The organism is Leclercia sp. UBA2479, from assembly GCF_002341985.1.
GTDB classification, from domain to species: Bacteria; Pseudomonadota; Gammaproteobacteria; order Enterobacterales; family Enterobacteriaceae; genus Enterobacter; species Enterobacter pneumoniae.
In genome coordinates this window covers 176,075-193,918 of the sequence record NZ_DDPB01000010.1, presented here as the reverse complement: position 1 = coordinate 193,918, position 17,844 = coordinate 176,075, and the positions used below count along the sequence as shown (strand labels likewise).

Annotated in this window: 22 protein-coding genes; 6 read left to right on the top strand and 16 right to left on the bottom strand. The window is 53.6% G+C overall.

All coding sequences use genetic code 11. From position 1 onward, the window contains the following. The 9 genes from B3B59_RS16870 to fkpA all read right to left on the bottom strand — a co-directional run. Window positions 1-179, bottom strand: a 179-nt coding sequence (locus B3B59_RS16870) for a GTP-binding protein (protein ID WP_023994387.1), incomplete at its 3' end; no start/stop codon positions are given. A gap of 69 nt (window positions 180-248) precedes the next feature. Beyond that, a complete protein-coding gene (gene fusA, locus B3B59_RS16865; protein ID WP_212478431.1) occupies window positions 249-2,363 on the bottom strand; it encodes an elongation factor G in 2,115 nt (704 codons plus the stop codon). A gap of 96 nt (window positions 2,364-2,459) precedes the next feature. Beyond that, window positions 2,460-2,930: a 30S ribosomal protein S7 gene (gene rpsG, locus B3B59_RS16860; RefSeq protein WP_004106370.1), complete on the bottom strand. Its 471-nt coding sequence runs from the start codon at window positions 2,928-2,930 to the stop codon at window positions 2,460-2,462. A gap of 96 nt (window positions 2,931-3,026) precedes the next feature. After that, window positions 3,027-3,401 carry a 30S ribosomal protein S12 gene (rpsL, locus tag B3B59_RS16855; RefSeq protein WP_000246815.1) on the bottom strand — a complete coding sequence of 125 codons (375 nt, stop codon included), beginning with the start codon at window positions 3,399-3,401 and terminating at the stop codon, window positions 3,027-3,029. 124 nt (window positions 3,402-3,525) lie between these two features. Next, the gene (gene tusB / locus B3B59_RS16850; RefSeq protein ID WP_046886731.1) at window positions 3,526-3,813 is read right to left on the bottom strand and encodes a sulfurtransferase complex subunit TusB; all 288 of its coding nucleotides are present in this window, start codon (window positions 3,811-3,813) and stop codon (window positions 3,526-3,528) included. A 7-nt stretch (window positions 3,814-3,820) separates the two neighbouring features. Further along, window positions 3,821-4,180 (bottom strand): sulfurtransferase complex subunit TusC, encoded by a 360-nt coding sequence (gene tusC / locus B3B59_RS16845; protein WP_286809587.1) that lies wholly within the window; start codon window positions 4,178-4,180, stop codon window positions 3,821-3,823. Next, window positions 4,180-4,566 (bottom strand): sulfurtransferase complex subunit TusD, encoded by a 387-nt coding sequence (tusD, locus tag B3B59_RS16840; protein WP_286809586.1) that lies wholly within the window; start codon window positions 4,564-4,566, stop codon window positions 4,180-4,182. The genes tusC and tusD overlap by 1 nt, the downstream gene beginning before the upstream one ends. Next, window positions 4,566-5,288, bottom strand: coding sequence for a helix-turn-helix transcriptional regulator (locus tag B3B59_RS16835; RefSeq protein ID WP_040078344.1), 723 nt, complete (start codon window positions 5,286-5,288; stop codon window positions 4,566-4,568). The genes tusD and B3B59_RS16835 overlap by 1 nt, the downstream gene beginning before the upstream one ends. A gap of 166 nt (window positions 5,289-5,454) precedes the next feature. Beyond that, entirely contained in the window at window positions 5,455-6,276 is an 822-nt protein-coding gene (gene fkpA, locus B3B59_RS16830; RefSeq protein WP_040078343.1) for an FKBP-type peptidyl-prolyl cis-trans isomerase, read from the bottom strand. A 219-nt stretch (window positions 6,277-6,495) separates the two neighbouring features. Here fkpA and B3B59_RS16825 point away from each other — a divergent pair, with 219 nt between their 5' ends. Continuing rightward, window positions 6,496-6,714, top strand: a complete 219-nt coding sequence (locus B3B59_RS16825; RefSeq protein WP_040078342.1) for a protein SlyX — start codon at window positions 6,496-6,498, stop codon at window positions 6,712-6,714. A 48-nt stretch (window positions 6,715-6,762) separates the two neighbouring features. On the opposite strand, the gene slyD is transcribed toward B3B59_RS16825, so the two are convergent. From slyD to kefG, 4 genes are all read right to left on the bottom strand, one after another. Continuing rightward, window positions 6,763-7,353 carry a peptidylprolyl isomerase gene (gene slyD, locus B3B59_RS16820; protein ID WP_040078341.1) on the bottom strand — a complete coding sequence of 197 codons (591 nt, stop codon included), beginning with the start codon at window positions 7,351-7,353 and terminating at the stop codon, window positions 6,763-6,765. Between the two features lie 94 nt (window positions 7,354-7,447). Then, window positions 7,448-7,648 (bottom strand): YheV family putative zinc ribbon protein, encoded by a 201-nt coding sequence (locus B3B59_RS16815; RefSeq protein ID WP_286809585.1) that lies wholly within the window; start codon window positions 7,646-7,648, stop codon window positions 7,448-7,450. Between the two features lie 13 nt (window positions 7,649-7,661). After that, window positions 7,662-9,467 carry a glutathione-regulated potassium-efflux system protein KefB gene (kefB, locus tag B3B59_RS16810; protein WP_286809584.1) on the bottom strand — a complete coding sequence of 602 codons (1,806 nt, stop codon included), beginning with the start codon at window positions 9,465-9,467 and terminating at the stop codon, window positions 7,662-7,664. Then, complete coding sequence (kefG, locus tag B3B59_RS16805; protein ID WP_040078337.1) at window positions 9,467-10,021, bottom strand: glutathione-regulated potassium-efflux system ancillary protein KefG; 555 nt, start codon at window positions 10,019-10,021, stop codon at window positions 9,467-9,469. Before kefG ends, kefB begins: the two co-directional genes overlap by 1 nt. A gap of 138 nt (window positions 10,022-10,159) precedes the next feature. On the opposite strand from kefG, the gene B3B59_RS16800 reads away from it, so the two are divergent. The 5 genes from B3B59_RS16800 (at window position 10,160) to B3B59_RS16780 (ending at window position 15,204) form a co-directional block, all read left to right on the top strand. Continuing rightward, the gene (locus tag B3B59_RS16800; RefSeq protein WP_286809583.1) at window positions 10,160-12,064 is read left to right on the top strand and encodes an ABC transporter ATP-binding protein; all 1,905 of its coding nucleotides are present in this window, start codon (window positions 10,160-10,162) and stop codon (window positions 12,062-12,064) included. 15 nt (window positions 12,065-12,079) lie between these two features. Beyond that, window positions 12,080-13,021 carry a LysR family transcriptional regulator gene (locus B3B59_RS16795; RefSeq protein ID WP_058609457.1) on the top strand — a complete coding sequence of 314 codons (942 nt, stop codon included), beginning with the start codon at window positions 12,080-12,082 and terminating at the stop codon, window positions 13,019-13,021. A gap of 113 nt (window positions 13,022-13,134) precedes the next feature. Then, a complete protein-coding gene (locus B3B59_RS16790) occupies window positions 13,135-14,295 on the top strand; it encodes an HNH endonuclease signature motif containing protein (RefSeq protein ID WP_286809582.1) in 1,161 nt (386 codons plus the stop codon). Next, window positions 14,292-14,798 carry a YrhA family protein gene (locus B3B59_RS16785; protein WP_233802536.1) on the top strand — a complete coding sequence of 169 codons (507 nt, stop codon included), beginning with the start codon at window positions 14,292-14,294 and terminating at the stop codon, window positions 14,796-14,798. The genes B3B59_RS16790 and B3B59_RS16785 overlap by 4 nt, the downstream gene beginning before the upstream one ends. A gap of 106 nt (window positions 14,799-14,904) precedes the next feature. After that, the gene (locus B3B59_RS16780) at window positions 14,905-15,204 is read left to right on the top strand and encodes a DUF6966 domain-containing protein (protein ID WP_286809581.1); all 300 of its coding nucleotides are present in this window, start codon (window positions 14,905-14,907) and stop codon (window positions 15,202-15,204) included. Between the two features lie 102 nt (window positions 15,205-15,306). Here B3B59_RS16780 and mdcH read toward each other — a convergent pair whose 3' ends face one another. The 3 genes from mdcH to B3B59_RS16765 are packed head-to-tail and all read right to left on the bottom strand — an operon-like array spanning window position 15,307 to window position 17,782. Continuing rightward, complete coding sequence (mdcH, locus tag B3B59_RS16775; RefSeq protein ID WP_286809580.1) at window positions 15,307-16,203, bottom strand: malonate decarboxylase subunit epsilon; 897 nt, start codon at window positions 16,201-16,203, stop codon at window positions 15,307-15,309. Further along, window positions 16,203-16,820, bottom strand: a complete 618-nt coding sequence (locus B3B59_RS16770) for a malonate decarboxylase holo-ACP synthase (RefSeq protein ID WP_212478426.1) — start codon at window positions 16,818-16,820, stop codon at window positions 16,203-16,205. Before B3B59_RS16770 ends, mdcH begins: the two co-directional genes overlap by 1 nt. A 2-nt stretch (window positions 16,821-16,822) precedes the next feature. Then, window positions 16,823-17,782: an AEC family transporter gene (locus B3B59_RS16765; RefSeq protein ID WP_286809579.1), complete on the bottom strand. Its 960-nt coding sequence runs from the start codon at window positions 17,780-17,782 to the stop codon at window positions 16,823-16,825. Window positions 17,783-17,844: the final 62 nt, after the last annotated feature.

Genomic DNA, 17,844 nt, shown 5'->3' with positions numbered 1-17,844 from the left:
CCACGCGCTTTTTCTTCTGGCGCGTTATCGATCTGGTCGAATGCACGAGCAGCACCGCCGTAGGTTTTAGCCAGTACGGTAGTGATTGCAGCGGTCAGAGTAGTTTTACCGTGGTCAACGTGGCCGATAGTACCAACGTTGACGTGCGGTTTTGTACGTTCAAATTTTTCTTTAGACACGGCTATATTCCTTACTATAGTGCTCTCCCCTCTGGAGAGAGCACGGGACTTAGGTTTTAATCCTGTGGATTATTTACCACGGGCTTCGATAACGGCCTGAGCAACGTTGTTCGGTGCATCATCATACTTCAGGAATTCCATGGTGTATGATGCACGACCTTTGGTCAGAGAACGCAGCTGAGTTGCATATCCGAACATTTCAGACAGCGGAACTTCAGCGTGGATCTTAACGCCAGTCACTTCGGATTCTTGACCACGCAGCATACCGCGACGACGGCTCAAGTCACCGATAACGTCACCGGTGTTCTCTTCCGGAGTTTCTACTTCAACCTTCATGATTGGCTCAAGCAGAACTGGTTTCGCTTTCTTAAAGCCATCTTTAAAGGCAAGAGAAGCAGCCAGTTTAAACGCCAGTTCAGAGGAGTCAACGTCGTGGTAAGAACCGAAGTGCAGACGGATACCAATGTCTACTACCGGGTAACCTGCCAGCGGACCAGACTTCAGCTGCTCCTGGATGCCTTTATCAACGGCAGGGATGTATTCGCCAGGAATTACACCACCTTTGATGTCGTTGATGAACTCGTAACCTTTCGGATTAGAGCCCGGCTCCAGTGGGTACATGTCGATCACAACGTGACCGTACTGACCGCGACCACCAGACTGCTTAGCGTGTTTACCTTCGATATCGGTAACTTTAGAACGAATCGCTTCACGGTAAGCAACCTGAGGTTTACCTACGTTCGCTTCAACGTTGAATTCACGCTTCATACGGTCAACGATGATATCCAGGTGAAGTTCACCCATACCAGCGATGATGGTCTGGTTAGATTCTTCGTCAGTCCATACGCGGAAGGACGGGTCTTCTTTCGCCAGACGGCCCAGAGCCAGACCCATTTTTTCCTGGTCAGCTTTGGTTTTAGGTTCAACGGCGATGGAGATTACCGGCTCAGGGAATTCCATACGCTCCAGAATGATCGGGTGATCCGGGTTACACAGGGTGTCACCGGTGGTCACGTCTTTCAGACCGATAGCCGCAGCGATATCGCCCGCGCGAACTTCTTTGATCTCTTCACGTTTGTTAGCGTGCATCTGTACGATACGGCCGAAACGCTCACGAGCTGCTTTCACGGAGTTCAGGATGGTGTCACCGGAGTTAACCACACCAGAGTACACGCGGAAGAACGTCAGGTTACCCACGAACGGGTCGGTAGCGATTTTGAACGCCAGTGCAGAGAACGGCTCGTCATCACTTGCGTGACGCTCAGCCGGAGTATCTTTACCGTCGTCCAGGATACCGTTGATCGCAGGAACGTCTACTGGGGATGGCAGGTAATCAATTACCGCATCCAGCATTGCCTGAACACCTTTGTTCTTGAACGCAGAACCGCAGGTTACCAGGATGATTTCGTTGTTCAGAACGCGCTGACGCAGAGCTTTTTTGATCTCTTCTTCAGTCAGTTCTTCACCACCCAGGTATTTCTCCATCAGCTCTTCAGATGCTTCAGCTGCGGATTCGATCAGGTTCTGGTGCCATTCGTCAGCCAGGTCCTGCATATCAGCCGGGATATCTTCGTATTCGAAGGTCACGCCTGCATCTGCTTCGTTCCAGTTGATGGCTTTCATTTTCACCAGGTCAACAACACCGGTGAAACCTTCTTCAGCACCAATTGCCAGCTGCAGCGGAACAGGGTTCGCGCCCAGACGGGATTTGATCTGACCAACAACTTTCAGGAAGTTAGCACCCATACGGTCCATTTTGTTAACGAACGCGATGCGTGGAACTTTATATTTGTTAGCCTGACGCCATACGGTCTCAGACTGTGGCTGAACACCACCAACTGCGCAGTAAACCATTACTGCACCATCAAGAACACGCATGGAACGTTCTACTTCGATAGTGAAGTCAACGTGGCCCGGGGTGTCGATGATGTTTACGCGATGCGGTTCATACTGCTTAGCCATACCAGACCAGAATGCAGTAGTCGCAGCGGAAGTGATGGTGATACCACGTTCCTGCTCCTGCTCCATCCAGTCCATGGTAGCTGCGCCGTCATGAACTTCACCGATTTTGTGGTTTACACCGGTGTAGAACAGAATACGTTCGGTAGTGGTGGTTTTACCGGCGTCGATGTGCGCACTGATACCGATGTTACGGTAGCGTGCGATGGGTGTTGTACGAGCCATTTGATTCCTCGTTTGTTTCTTTAGGCGTTCAGTTAAGTTACCCAGAGCGGGCGGCTTCTCTGAAGCGCCCGCCTGGTGACTACGACTCCGAAGGGATTACCAACGGTAGTGTGCGAACGCCTTGTTGGCTTCTGCCATACGGTGAACGTCTTCACGTTTCTTAACTGCAGTACCTTTGTTGTCTGCAGCATCAGAAAGTTCGTTCGCCAGACGCAGAGCCATGGATTTATCACCGCGTTTACGAGCAGCTTCAACGATCCAACGCATTGCCAGAGCATTACGACGAACCGGACGAACTTCAACTGGAACCTGATAAGTAGAACCACCAACGCGGCGGGACTTAACTTCTACAGTTGGGCGAACGTTGTCGAGAGCGACTTCGAAAGCTTCCAGTTCATTTTTACCAGAACGCTGAGCCAGGGTCTCAAGCGCGCTGTATACGATTGCTTCTGCAGTAGATTTTTTACCATCTACCATCAGGATATTTACAAATTTTGCCAGCAGTTCTGATCCGAATTTCGGATCTGGAAGGATTTTACGCTGACCAATGACGCGACGACGTGGCATGGGAATACTCCGTTGTTAATTCAGGATTGTCCAAAACTCTAAGAGTTTAGTGTGACATTAAGATAAATCAGTTTGGCCTTACTTAACGGAGAACCATTAAGCCTTAGGACGCTTCACGCCGTACTTGGAGCGAGCCTGCTTACGGTCTTTAACACCAGAGCAGTCGAGCGCACCACGAACGGTGTGGTAACGAACACCCGGAAGGTCTTTAACACGACCGCCACGGATCAGGATCACGGAGTGCTCCTGCAGGTTGTGACCTTCACCACCGATGTAGGAAGTCACTTCAAAACCGTTAGTCAAACGCACACGGCATACTTTACGCAGTGCGGAGTTTGGTTTCTTAGGAGTGGTGGTATATACACGAGTACATACGCCACGTTTCTGCGGGCAGGCTTCCAGCGCAGGCACGTTGCTTTTTGCAACTTTGCGAGCGCGTGGTTTGCGTACCAGCTGGTTAACTGTTGCCATTAAATAGCTCCTGGTTTTAGCTTTTGCTTCGTAAACACGTAATAAAACGACCTCATACAATATGAGGACGCGAAATTTTAGGGCTACGTCGAAAAGGTGTCAAGAAATATACAGCGATCTCAAATCACCAGTTCATTTGACTGGTATGCGTAACTGCAAGATCAACGAAATCAGTATAGCCAACTACGTCAATTTTGGTTGAAATTTGACCAGCCAGCCCTCGCGCGTCAAGGTCATCTTTGAGCGCATAGACCTTAATGGGGGCGTTAGTGATATTTTCAACGTAACGACTGCCTGCAATTGCGGCCAATACGCCGTCCTGAATTAGCAACAGAGCATCGCCGTCGCGCAACATTCTCAGTAATCCGTCAATGTCGCACTGCCAGGGTGAACGGCTCAGAGTATGGAGCATGGCGGCCTCAGAAGGTTAACACGGTATCGTAATGAGAAAGTTCTTCGCGTAAGCGGTCGGATGTCAGCCGTGTCGCATCCAGAACCAGCGGCGTCTCGTCGTCCAGCCCGCGCTCTCGCATTGACGTGAAACAGATCCAGAAGGTCTCGATATCATAGAGAGGCAGTACCTTAAACGTGGCGATATAGTCGCGCATCAATATCGTCTGGGGCTGCTGTCCGGCGAGAAGTTGAAATACACCGTCGCCAATAAAGAAGACGCCAATCTCCTCCGTCAGTGCGGAAGTGGCAAGCAGTGCATCCAGCCCTTCCCTGCCAGCAGCATTGCCATGCGGAGCGGAAGTAAAAACAAAAGCCACGCGATTCATCAGAATTGCACCATGCGGTCGCAGGTTAATGCGGCTTGCGCCAGGGCGCCTAATCCGCTGAGAGTGAACCCAGGCTGCAGATTGGCGCCTGCCAGGCCCAGACGTTCGGCTTCTGTGGCGTCGGCAATACCACGGCGCAACGCCGCAGCCACACAAATATGTAGCGCGACACCGGACTGTTGATGTAGGGCTTGCCAGGCACGCACCAGATCAAACTCATCGCTGGCAGGCGAAGTGAGCTGGTTAGCGTTATAGACGCCTTCACGATAGAAAAACACACTTATGAGCTCATGGCCGGCTTCCAGAAGTGCGCGGGCAAACTGCAGCGCGCTGCTTGCCTGCTGAGTGCCATAAGCCGGGCCGGTCACCATCAACGCAAAACGCATTACTTCTCTTGTCCCACAAAGTCGCCGCTTTTGAACTGACGGATGTAGAGGTACACCGTGTGTTTGGAGATATTCAGGCGATCCGCAACCTGGTTAATCGCATCTTTAATGTCGAAGATGCCTTTCTCGTAGAGATTGAGCACGATCTGGCGATTTTTAGCATTGTTAGAAACATTGCGATCGGCATTAACCTCTTCGATGGTGAATTCCAGCGTCTGGGTGACGAGATCTTCAACGGACGAGGCGAAGTTAACGGAAGAGCCCACGTCAGGCGTTTCCGGCGGAATAAAGGTGTTCATGATTTGCGAGAACGGAACGTCAAGGTTCATGTTGATACAGAGCAAACCAATGACGCGCTGTTCGCGGTTACGGATAGCGATAGTGACCGACTTCATCAGCACGCCGCTTTTGGCGCGTGTGAAATAGCATTTGGAGACGCTACTGTCCGCGCCGGTCATGTCGTGCAGCATACGCAGTGCAAGGTCGGTGATTGGCGATCCAATTTTACGGCCGGTATGCTCACCATTAGCAATGCGGATGGCAGAACATTTCAGATCTTGCAGGGAGTGCAATACGATTTCGCAGTGGGACCCAATGAGCATCGCTAACCCGTCCACTACCGCCTCGTAGGATTTCAGAATATCGAAATCGGTCTGATCGAAAGGACGCTGATCCAGCAGATCGAGCTCACTGGTTTCGTTGGTTAAAAGCGACCTGGTCATGAAAAAAACACTCCTTTTCAGGAGCCTGTCGGTAGGTTTTCAGGGCAGGCTCATCATTTACACGGACAACTAAATTAATACAGCGTAGGTAAGGCTTTCCAGTGTTAATTGACTCTGCCCCGGAATAAAAAAAACCGCCGCCTGGAAGGCGGCGGGTTTCGCAGTTTTATTTCTTCGCTGCGTCTGCAGCTTTGGCATCTGCTGCAGCTTCAGGCTTGGCATCCGCCTTCGGTGCGGGTTTGATGTCCAGCAGCTCTACGTCAAAGACCAGCGTAGAGTTAGCCGGAATACCCGGAACGCCGGTTTTACCGTAAGCCAGATCCGGTGGGATGACCAGCTTGATTTTGCCGCCTTTCTTGATGTTTTTCAGGCCTTCTGTCCAGCCAGGGATAACACCATCCAGACGGAAGGAGAGCGGTTCGCCACGGGTGTAAGAGTTATCAAACTCTTTACCGTCGATCAGAGTACCTTTGTAGTTAACGACCACGGTGTCGCTGTCTTTAGGTGCGTCGCCGGTACCTTCTTTCTCAACTTTGTAGACCAGGCCGGTAGAAGAGGTTTTTACGCCCTTCTCTTTCGCAAAGGTGTCACGATAGGCTTTACCTTTGGTTTCGTTCTCGGCTGAATCTTTTTCCATCTTCTCTTGTGCAGCGCCTTTCACACGCGCTTCAAAAGCCTGGAGAGTTTGTTCAATTTCCTGATCGGACAGTTTGCTCTTATCAGCAAAGGCGTCCTGAACACCGGCAATCAGCTGCGCCTGATCCAGTTTGATGCCCAGTTTTTCCTGCTCTTTGAGAGAGTTTTCCATATAACGACCCAGAGATGCTCCGAGCGCATAGGCTGATTTCTGGTCGTCATTTTTGAACGCCGCTTTGCTGTCTGCAGCAGCAGCTGGTTTCGCAGCGGTATCTGCAGCGAAAGACAGCGGTGCATTCAGCGCGACAGCCATAGTGGTTGCCAGCAGCGTTACTTTAAACAGTGATTTCATCCATATCTCCAGGGACCAGGGCCTCTCACCCCAGTGTTAAATGTAAATGAGTTGCGTACTATAAAACGTTGCGGAAGAAATCTACAGACAGACTCCCCCGAAACTCGATTCTTTTCAGACTATTTTTGTTTAAATTAGTTTCTTACTCGCAGCATGATTACTGCGAACCGGACCAAAGTCAGTTAATATTCTGCGCCAGACTGAACAACGAGGTGAATCATGCAGGATACAACAATGGAAGCGAGACTGGCGGAGCTGGAAAGTCGGCTGGCTTTTCAGGAGATCACCATCGAAGAGCTGAACCAGACGGTCACGGCACACGAACTTGAAATGGCAAAATTGCGCGACCTGCTACGCTTGCTGACTGAAAAGATCAAGGCGACCCAGCCTTCCCATATTGCTTCCCAGTCTGAAGAGACCCCCCCTCCTCATTATTGAGGCGTAAAAAAAGCGGGATAATCCCGCTTTTTTATTACCTGCAAGGTATTAGTGGCAACCGCAGCCGCCGTTACCGCAACCACCTTTACCGTGGTCGTGACCATGGTCGTGATCGTGGCCGTGGCCACCGCAGCAGCCGTCGTGACCGTGATCATGATCGTGGTCATGACCGTGCGCACCGTGAACGTGGCCATGAGCCAGCTCTTCTTCGGTCGCTTCGCGGATCGCAACAACTTCAACGTTGAACTTCAGGTTCTGGCCAGCCAGCATGTGGTTGCCATCAACAACAACGTGGTCGTCTTCAACTTCGGTGATTTCAACTGGTACTGGACCCTGGTCGGTTTCTGCCAGGAAGCGCATGCCAACCTGCAGCTCGTCAACGCCCATAAATACATCTTTAGGAACACGCTGAACCAGATTCTCATCGTACTGACCGTAAGCGTCGTTTGCGCCAACAGCAACATCGAATTTATCGCCGACTTCATGACCGTCCAGCGCGGTTTCCAGGCCGGAGATCAGGGAACCGTGACCATGCAGGTAGTCCAGCGGCGCACTCACCGGAGACTCATCAACCAATACACCGTCTTCTGTACGTACCTGATAGGCCAGGCTGACCACCAGGTCTTTTGCTACTTTCATGATATCTCCTGAGCGTGGGAAAATTGCTGGCGCAGATTGTAACGGAAATCTGCACCTGTGTACCCTTTAGCTTAAAAAAACTCGGGGCATATCGCTAGTCCGGATGGAAAATGCCGATCACTTGCTCTTCTTTGCGAACGTGATCGCGGGCCTCTTTGTCAGCCTCGCGCATCTGGTGGCCGCACTTAACACACTCAACGATATCAATATTATTCTCGCGCCACATCGCCAGCGTGTCTTGCGTCTGGCAGGATGGGCATTTTGCGCCCGCGATAAAGCGTTTACGTACAGCCATCTTTCGTTACCCTTTATTCAAATTCATCCCAGCCGTCCAGTTGGCGCCGTTCCTGCTGCATCTCACGCTGAAAAATCTCTTCCAGTTCACGCCGGGCTTCCCGTGCGCGGGAGATTTGCACCGTGTCGGTATGCACTGGCATCAGTTCACGCAGCATACGCATATCCAGACGACGAAAATGCAGTTGCGCGCGCTGGGCCTGATGCGGGTGCATGCCGAGGGTAACCAGCGTTTTGCGCCCCAACTCCAGCGCACTGGAGAAGGTCTCGCGGGAGAACTGTTTTACCCCCGCCTGTAGTAGCTCATGGGCCTCTACGCGACCCCGCGCGCGGGCCAGAATATGCAGATGCGGAAAATGCTGCTGGCAAATCTCCACCAGCTTCATGGTGTCTTCAGGCTCATTACAAGTAATCACAATGGATTCCGCCGCTTCAGCCCCGGCAGAACGCAACAGCTCAACCTGAGTCGCATCACCGTAATAGACCTTATAGCCATATTTGCGCATCAAATTCACCGCGCTAATGTCGCGCTCGAGCACGGTGATCCGCATCTTATTCGCCATCAACAGACGCCCAATCACCTGACCAAATCGCCCAAAGCCCACCACGATCACCTGCGGTTTATCGTCTTCGACCCATGGTGTCTCGTCTTCATCCTCAGAAGGATTAAACTGCCGCGAAAGTCGTCTATCGATCAATTTCATCAGCAGAGGCGTGGTCATCATCGATAAGGTCACGGTCACCAGCAGCAGCGCCATCTGATCATGCTGGAACAAACGCTGGGAAGATGCTGTGGAGAAGAGCACAAAAGCGAACTCACCGCCCTGGCTTAATACGCCAGCAAACTGCATTCTTTCAGAATTGCGCAGGCCATAGATTCGCGCAAGCAAATAGAGCACCAGGGTTTTTACTGCCACCAGTAAGGCTACGCCTACCACGACCAGCAGCAGATGGGTATAGAGCACCCCCAGATTCAGCGCCATGCCCACGGAGATAAAGAACAACCCCAGCAGCAAGCCCTTAAACGGATCGATGGCCATCTCCAGTTCGTGGCGATACTCGCTCTCCGCCAGCAGCACCCCGGCAATAAAGGTGCCCAGCGCCATAGACAGCCCCAGGGCATCCATAAACAGGGCCGAGCCTAATACCAGCAGCAGCGTGGCGGCGGTAAAGACTTCGCGCACGCCGGACGCGGCAATAAAGCGAAATACCGGCCGCAGCAGATAGCGTCCACCAATCAACATGCCAATAAACGCCAGCACTTTCATGCCAACCTTCATCCAGTCGAAATGATCATCGCCGGAGCCGGCCAGCAGCGGTACCAGCGCCAGCGCCGGAATCACCGCCAGGTCCTGAAAGAGCAACACCGAGAAGCCCAGCTGCCCGGCCTCGTTACGGTTCATCCCTTTTTCACGCATAAGCTGCAATGCCATCGCCGTGGAGGACATGGCCAGGCCAATGCCGCCGATGACCGCAGCCTGCCAGGAGAAATCGGTCAGCATCAACAGGCCACCCAGCACCGCTGCGCTACAGAGCACCTGGGCTGCGCCCACACCAAAAATCGAGCGCCGCAATTGCCACAACTTCGCCGGGTTGAGTTCAAGGCCGATGATAAACATCAGGAATACGACGCCAAGCTCGGAGAAATGCAGAATTTCATCGACATCGCTAATGAAGCCTAGCCCCCAGGGGCCAATGGCGATGCCGGCCAGCAGATAACCCAGCACCGCACCAATACCCAGCCGCGCGGCCAGCGGCACGGCGACCACCGCCGCAAATAAGAATAAAACGCCTGCCAATAACAGATCGGAACCTTCCATCAGCGGCCTCCCGTCGGCAGGGGGTCAGCCAGCCAGTCGCCATAGGCTTTGGCATGGCTTGCCAGCGTTTGCGGCTGCTGCCGACGCGCCCAGTAGATAATAATCGGACTAAGCCAGTGCATATGGCACATGGCCGCCGTTAGCTCAAAAGGCCGCAGAATGTCGCTCATGGGATAACGGTTAAGCCCATCGTGACGGTAGGCGCTCTCTGGCTCGCCAGTAGTGATCACGTTCCGCCAGTACTTTCCCGCCAGCTGATTGCCCCCCACGCCGCTGGAGAAACCCCGGCTGAGCACGCGGTCCAGCCACTCTTTCAGCAGCGCCGGGCAGCTATAGGTATAAAGCGGATGCTGGAAGACAATCACATCATGCTGACGCAGGAGTTCTTGCTCATGGGGAATATCAATAAAGAAATCAGGATAGTGCGCGTAGAGATCGTGCACTGTGACGTTGCTGAGCTGTGTCGCCGGCTTAAGCAGTACCCGGTTCGCCACCGAGTCCTGAGATTCCGGATGGGCATACAGCAGCAGCACTTTGGCTGTCTGAGACATCATTCCCCTCCCGGTAAGGTTTCTGTTTTTGTGTATCGTTGTTGTTTTGGGCTACCATGGCGGCCCGGTGCGGCGGCAAATGGTCCACACCTTACATTATCATAATGACAAATTAACATAGTCGGAACATACGGCGCTTCTATGATTGTTTTCTCCTCGTTACAAATTCGTCGCGGCGTGCGCGTCCTGCTGGACAATGCCACTGCCACCATCAACCCTGGCCAGAAGGTCGGGCTGGTCGGCAAAAACGGCTGCGGTAAATCCACCCTGCTGGCGCTGCTGAAAAACGAGATTAGCGCTGACGGCGGCAACTTTACCTACCCCAGAAACTGGCAGCTCGCCTGGGTTAACCAGGAGACGCCCGCACTGAGCGAACCGGCGCTCGACTATGTGATTGACGGTGACCGCGAATACCGCAAGCTGGAAGCGGAGCTCAATGCCGCAAACGAGCGCAACGACGGCCACGCTATCGCCACCGTTCACGGCAAGCTGGACGCCATCGACGCGTGGACCATCCGCTCCCGCGCCTCCAGCCTGCTGCACGGCCTGGGCTTTAGCAACGACCAGCTCGAACGCCCGGTGAGCGACTTCTCCGGCGGCTGGCGTATGCGCCTTAACCTGGCGCAGGCGCTGATTTGCCGCTCTGATTTACTGCTGCTTGATGAACCGACTAACCACCTCGATCTCGATGCGGTTATTTGGCTGGAGAAGTGGCTCAAGAGCTATCAGGGCACTCTGATTCTGATTTCCCACGACCGCGACTTCCTCGATCCGGTGGTGGATAAAATTATCCATATCGAACAGCAAACGATGTTCGAATACACCGGCAACTACAGCTCCTTCGAGCGCCAGCGCGCAACGCGTCTTGCCCAGCAACAATCGATGTATGAAAGCCAGCAGCAGCGCGTGGCGCACCTGCAGAGCTTTGTCGATCGTTTCAAAGCGAAAGCCTCGAAGGCCAAACAGGCGCAAAGCCGCATCAAAATGCTGGAACGCATGGAGATGATTGCGCCTGCGCACGTCGATAACCCGTTCCACTTCAGCTTCCGCGCGCCGGAGAGCCTGCCGAACCCGCTGCTGAAGATGGAAAAGGTCAGCGCAGGCTACGGCGAGCGTACAATTCTCGACTCTATCAAGCTCAACCTGGTGCCGGGTTCACGTATTGGTCTGCTGGGGCGTAACGGTGCCGGTAAATCAACGCTGATCAAACTGTTGGCGGGCGAGCTTAACCCGGTCAGCGGCGAAATCGGTCTGGCAAAGGGCATTAAGCTTGGCTACTTCGCCCAGCACCAGCTGGAATTTTTACGCGTGGATGAATCGCCGATTCAGCATCTGGCGCGGCTGGCACCGCAGGAGATGGAGCAGAAGCTGCGCGACTACCTCGGCGGGTTTGGTTTCCAGGGCGATAAAGTCACTGAGAATACCGAGCGCTTCTCCGGGGGGGAAAAAGCCCGTCTGGTGCTGGCGCTGATCGTCTGGCAGCGTCCGAACCTGTTGCTGCTCGATGAACCGACCAACCACCTGGATCTCGACATGCGCCAGGCGCTAACCGAAGCGCTGATTGAATTTGAAGGCGCGCTGGTGGTGGTCTCGCACGATCGTCACCTGATCCGCTCCACCACGGACGATCTCTACCTCGTGCACGACGGCAAGGTCGAACCGTTCGACGGCGACCTGGAAGACTATCAGCAGTGGCTGACAGACGTACAGAAGCAGGAAAACCAACCGGACGAGTCGGCAAAAGACAACGCCAACAGCGCGCAGGCGCGTAAAGACCAGAAGCGCCGGGAAGCGGAACTGCGCACCCAGACGCAACCGCTGCGTAAAGAGATCGCGCGGCTGGAAAAAGAGATGGAAAAGCTCAACGCCACGCTTGCGGCCGTTGAAGAGAAGCTAGGCGACAGCGACCTGTACGATCAGAGCCGCAAGGCCGAGCTGACGGACTGCCTGCAAACCCAGGCCAAAACCAAATCCAGCCTCGAAGAGTGTGAGATGGCGTGGCTGGACGCCCAGGAACAGCTGGAAGCGATGCTACAGGCCGACTAAACTGCCGGGAGGAGTATGAGTTTCGATACCACGAGCGACATTACATTTCGCAAGCTCAGCATCTTCATGACGTTCATGGAGAAGGGCAATATCGCGCGTACCGCCGAAACTCTGGGCCTCAGCGGCGTCAGCGTGCACCGCGCGCTGCACACCCTGGAAGAGAACGTGCGCTGCCCGCTTTTCACCCATAAGGGGCGCAACCTGATTGCGCTCCCCTCCGCCTGGACGCTGCTGGAGTATTGCCAGGAGGTGATGCAGGTTATGGCGCGCGGCGTGGAAGAATCCCGTAAGATTGCCGGTATAGGTCAGGGGCGGCTGCGCGTCGGCACGCTTTATTCGCTAACGCTGGAGACCGTGCCGCGCCTGATCATGGGCATGAAGCTGCGCCGTCCGGATCTGGAGATGGATCTGACGATGGGCTCCAACGAAACGTTGCTGCACATGCTGGACGAAGGCTCGCTGGACGCGATTTTAATCTCCATTTCCGAAAGCGATATCGATCGTAACAGTCTTGAAGTACTTCCTCTGTTCCACGACGACATTTTCCTTGCCGCACCGGCGTCTGCGTCCCTCAACACCGGCGAGCTGGCCGACCTGCGTGATTATAAAGATCAGAAATTCGTCGCGCTGGCAGAAGGGTTCGCCACCTACGCCGGGTTCCAGGAAGCGTTCCACATCGCCGGATTCGAGCCGGAAATCGTCACGCGCGTGAACGACATTTTCTCTATGTTGAGCCTGGTGCAGGCGGGGGTCGGTTTTACGCTGATGCCGGGCAGGATGAAGAAAGTGTATGAGAACTCGGTGCAGCTACTGAAGCTGGCGCAGCCGTATCAGATGCAGCAGTTGATCGCCATCGTCTTTGCCCGCAACCGCGAGCAGGATCCCAGCCTGCGCGCACTGGCCGCCGAAGGACGGATGTATGCGCGAAGCCTCACAACAGATACCTCGGCCCCGTAAGCCTGGTGCATTCCCCCTGTTCCAGGGTTCACTAAAACTGAACGCCACGTTTGACTTATCATCCGTTACCTCTGAATATCCACAAAAACAACATGGCTTATAGCAGGAACAGGATGTTCACACTCTATATGAAATGGGATGCGGGCTGTGATTTAGCACCGGGTGATATTCAGTTCATCCTCACGCCACGCGATGCACTGGAAATGGCAAGCGTATTTTATGAACTGGATTATCTAAAATATGACCCTCAAACCCGTTTTCAACATTTCACCATCCCCATGCGACGTGACGGCGTATACCACCGCTTTGCGGCACAGCCATACAAACGCAAGCGCCACATTGAATACGACGGCCTTTATGATGAAGTAAAATGGAATCTAGAGCAGGGCTGGATGGTTGGCGTAAACACCGCAGAGAAGTGGGACCGTTTCCGCAACCCCTTCTTCTTCGATGACGACGGTAATCTGGTTTATGACTGTTTCATGGACAGCTATAGCGACAGTTTCCAGCGAGAAGTACGGAATATTTACGAACATTGCCTGAACGCACACCCGGGACGAAAACCTGCTCCGACCATTAAACAACATGATTCCGATGCTCCCGTACAGCACGCACAGGCCACCAAAACCATCAACAGCAAAGCAGCCGGACGATTACTGGCGGCAGGTGGAATCTACAACGGCAACCTTGAAGGTTTTAGACAAACAGCGGAGCAACTTGGTGGAGAAGCCGTAACAGGCTACGACAGCGTTTTAAATGAAACCACGTCCGGTATGATGATAACCACCGCCTCGCTGCTGCTCATCAGAAATCCAGCGACAGCGAAACAGTTGACCGACTATTTGGGAAAATATAAAAACAACCAGGTTCTGCTAAGTGATATAAATGTTACGGAGCTAAACTACTTTCGCAGAAACCGTCTCGAATATAATGCGCTACGAAAAGAATTTAATAGTACTGTTCGTCCTGCTTTTCTCAAATCTCTTGCCAATCCCCCTGATGCTTTAACAACTTTTGACTCTGACAACCTGCTCCGACTTGCCAATGGAAAAGTCCCCGCAGGATGGGAGGTCCATCATAAAATCCCCCTTGATGATGGGGGGACAAATACCTTTGAAAACCTAACGCTGATACAAAGTTCGCCCTATCATTACACACTTTCAAAGGCACAGGGCACGATAACTAAAGCACTTCCCTATAATGAAAGCGCAGAAGTGTTATGGCCTGCTCCAAAGGATGTAATTTATCCCGCTGGCATTAAGGAGAAGAAATGAAGTCTACCGATGAATTGTTAGGCATGTTCAAGACCCTAATGACTGCTGATAACTACCCGATAGCCAATCCTGTCAATCCTGCCGTAATGGCAGATCTCATGCGCAATGCTCCACCTGCCGAATGGGGCAGTCAGAAAAGAACGGTTTACGAGGATATACAGCGCTTGATGGCTACCCGAACTGACTACCTGAATATGTTCAACATTATGGATGGTCTGGAGTATAACGGACTAACTTTATATAACGCAGTTCAGGCAGAAAATGGTGTGCCATTATGGTCAAATATCTACGTCCGCAACGTTGATACACGCACCGATGAAATCTATCTTGATCAGAATCTCACTGATAAGGTGCTCATTGGTGAGGATGGTATATCTGTTATTGTCTTCAGTTTCACTGATGATTGCTATCAGATACGTGATAAAGTCTCAACGAATTATGTTATAGAATCACATAACCAATTTCACGAATTGTTATCCGCACTAATTGATACGGTGAATTAATATGCGTCAAATCTCAAACTGGTTGTTTCCACGAAAAACGACCAATAATAGTACGTGAACCGTGGAAAATACCTGGTGTTAAAATAATGAGTAGTGGGGTTTTGAAATGATAAATGAAATAAAGAAAACGTTAACCAATATTATTAGCATACTGCGCTCAAACAATGAGAATGCATGGGCCAAAACCTTTGAGACTCTTGGTAGTGAACTTGACGACGACTGTGAAACTACAATATTCGCATTAAAAAAAGTTTACGGTGGAATGGGATCATTTAACGATATTGTTCTTCACAAAAATGGGCTACCGCTCCGTAAAGAGAATAACGAGCTGGAAGATTTGCGTCATAGGCTTTACCAGCAACTTGAGCAGGCAAACGATTTAATTAAAAAAGGGTGTTTACTCTAACACTCGTCATCAGCGTCGCTGACGCATGCTCAGGGAGATATCCACCCTGAGCTATAAGTGCCTAACTTGCCTTACGTTTTTCGAAAGAGCCGTTGGGAAAACTCACCGCTTAAGCCGCCCCGCCAAATGTACCGCTACCTCAACCCCGCTGCGTTCCAGCGATATAGACTCCCCTTCCCACGCCGCCTGGCGCGTTAAGCAGGTCAATATGCCGCCGGGCGGCATCTCAATAGCCAGTCGCGCGTCGCGTTCGTTGGCTGAAATGACTGCCTCCTGCCAGCGCACGGTGCGGGCCATATTCATCGCCAGATCGTCGGCGATCTTCTCCGGCTGCCACAGCACGCGGCCGGTGCTGCCGCTAAGATAGGCTAAGCGTGGGCGAGAGAGCGTCACGTTTTCAAACGCCGCCACCAGCTTCTGCGCCGGCTCCGCCAGCAGCGCGCAGTGCGATGGTACGCTGACCGCCAGTCGTTTGGCCTTGCTCGCCCCTTTCGCCAGCGCGCGCTCGGCGGCCTGCGCCATCCCGTCATCGCCTCCGGCGATCACAATCTGCGTTTCGGCGTTCAGGTTCGCAATATAGGTTCCGGTGCCTTCGATAAGCTGTTCCACCTGCGGCAGGGTCAAACCCATAATCGCCGTCAGGCCATAGCCGTGCGGATACGCCTGCTCCATTAAATCGCCACGCAGCGCGACCAGCCTGAGCGCATCGGTGAAATCCAGCGCGCCCGCGATAACCGCCGCCGGGTATGCGCCAATGGACAGCCCGCTGACGATATCCGGCGTTACGCCGCGTCGCTCAAGCTCGCGCGCCCAGGCGACACCGGCTATCAGCAGCGAAAGCTGCACCGCGCGGGTATGGGATAACGAAGCAGCGCTATCCAGCGTATCAACCTCCGTCCCCAACACCTCGCGCGCCTGTGCCAGCTCGGTGCCCGGCAGGTTTTGCAGCATGCCTTCATGCTGCGTGCCCTGCCCCGGAAAAGTAAACAGTATTTTCATCACGCCTCCCTGTGCCACGGGTCCGTCACCAGACGCGGCCCGCGGCGTGTTTTCAGCAGCGTTTTGCCGTCGCGCAGCCACTCCGCCAGCGCAAAGCCGCCCTCGGGCGTATCCACCTGCGTATCTGCCCGGCACAGCGCGCGGCTAAGCTGGGCTTGCCAGGCGGCAAACGCATCGGGGGAGAGAGGCTGCGGCGCGCGGATCAGCAGGTCGAGATCGCTGTCGGCATGGATAACCGGAATGCCGGTTGCCAGCGCGTAACCGGTGCTGCCGGTAATGCCCCACGACCACGGCCACGGCTGCTGGGAAAGTTGCAGCGCCACCTGAACCGGCGGCTGCGTCACAAAGGGCGAGCGCAGCAGATCGGCCGTTACGCTCAGTGATTCGGGCGACACCACACGCAACACGTTTTCTGGCTTCACCCATCCGGCCGCCCGCTGGTCGCGGCGCAATCCGCGCACGCCAACGGGAATACGGCCTTCGCTATCAACATCACGCCGCACCACGACCGGCAGGCCGGTATGCCAGGCCGCCTCCACCCAGGATTCGGTGATGCCTTCCAGCGCGTCACGCGCGGTAAGCCAGATGAGGTCGTGGGGGCGTAATGTTGTGGTCATAATTACATTCCTGAAGTCAACGAGATAAACAGCGGCAGCGACAGGATACACAGTACGGAGCTTAACAGCAGCACGGCTTCCGCATCCGGTGACTGCACGCCAAAGCGGTTACCGAACACCACGCCGAAGAAGCCCGCGGACAGCGCAATCATCAGGATAGAGGTGATCGCCACAGAACCGTGCAGACCGAAGGTTAAAACGATACCCCAGGCAATCGCAGGCTGGATCAGCAGCTTGGCGATAGTGGAGGTGATCACCATGGTGTTGATCTGCAGCTTACGGGCAGAGAGGATCACCCCGGTCAGGAACAGCGCAGCTGCGGTGGCAGACAGCCCCAGCGGTTTGATCGCCGCGAGAACCAGTTCCGGCATTTTGATGCCGATAGCGGAGAGAATCACCCCCAGCAGCGGGCCCATAACGATCGGTTTTTTAATCGAGCGCCACATCAGCACCGGCAGCATGGAGAGGGTTGAGCCGGAGTTATTCCCTTCGGCGCGCGCTTTTTCACGCTCAAGGATCAGCAGGCAAAACGGCGTCATCAGTACGGAGCCGCAGGCGATGGAGACCGCCACGGAGAGCGAGGTAGAAGAACTTTCACCCAGCACGCTGCCCAGGATTGGCAGGCCGAGCGCCGCATAGTTCGGCAGGGCGACGGTCAGCGTCAGCACGGCCGCATCCTGCGGAGATTTTTTAAAGACGTTGGTGGCGAGGAAATAGATGGCCGCATAGGTTATCCACATCGCCAGAGTCAGCACCAGAATCAGTGGCGACTGGGCCACGATGCCGGTCCACGGCGTTTGCACGGTGGCGCTGAACAGCGCGGCAGGCAGTGCAAAATCCATGACGAAAATATTAAGCAGGGAAACATTTTTGTTATCGACCATCTTTGCTTTACCGGCCCAGAATCCCAGCAGCATGATGACGAAAATCGGTGCAAGAGCATGAACAATTACGTAAGTCATAAATCACCTGTAGTAAAAAAGTTTAAGCACTGGCGCGATGTTTATTATTTTCAGGATGCAGC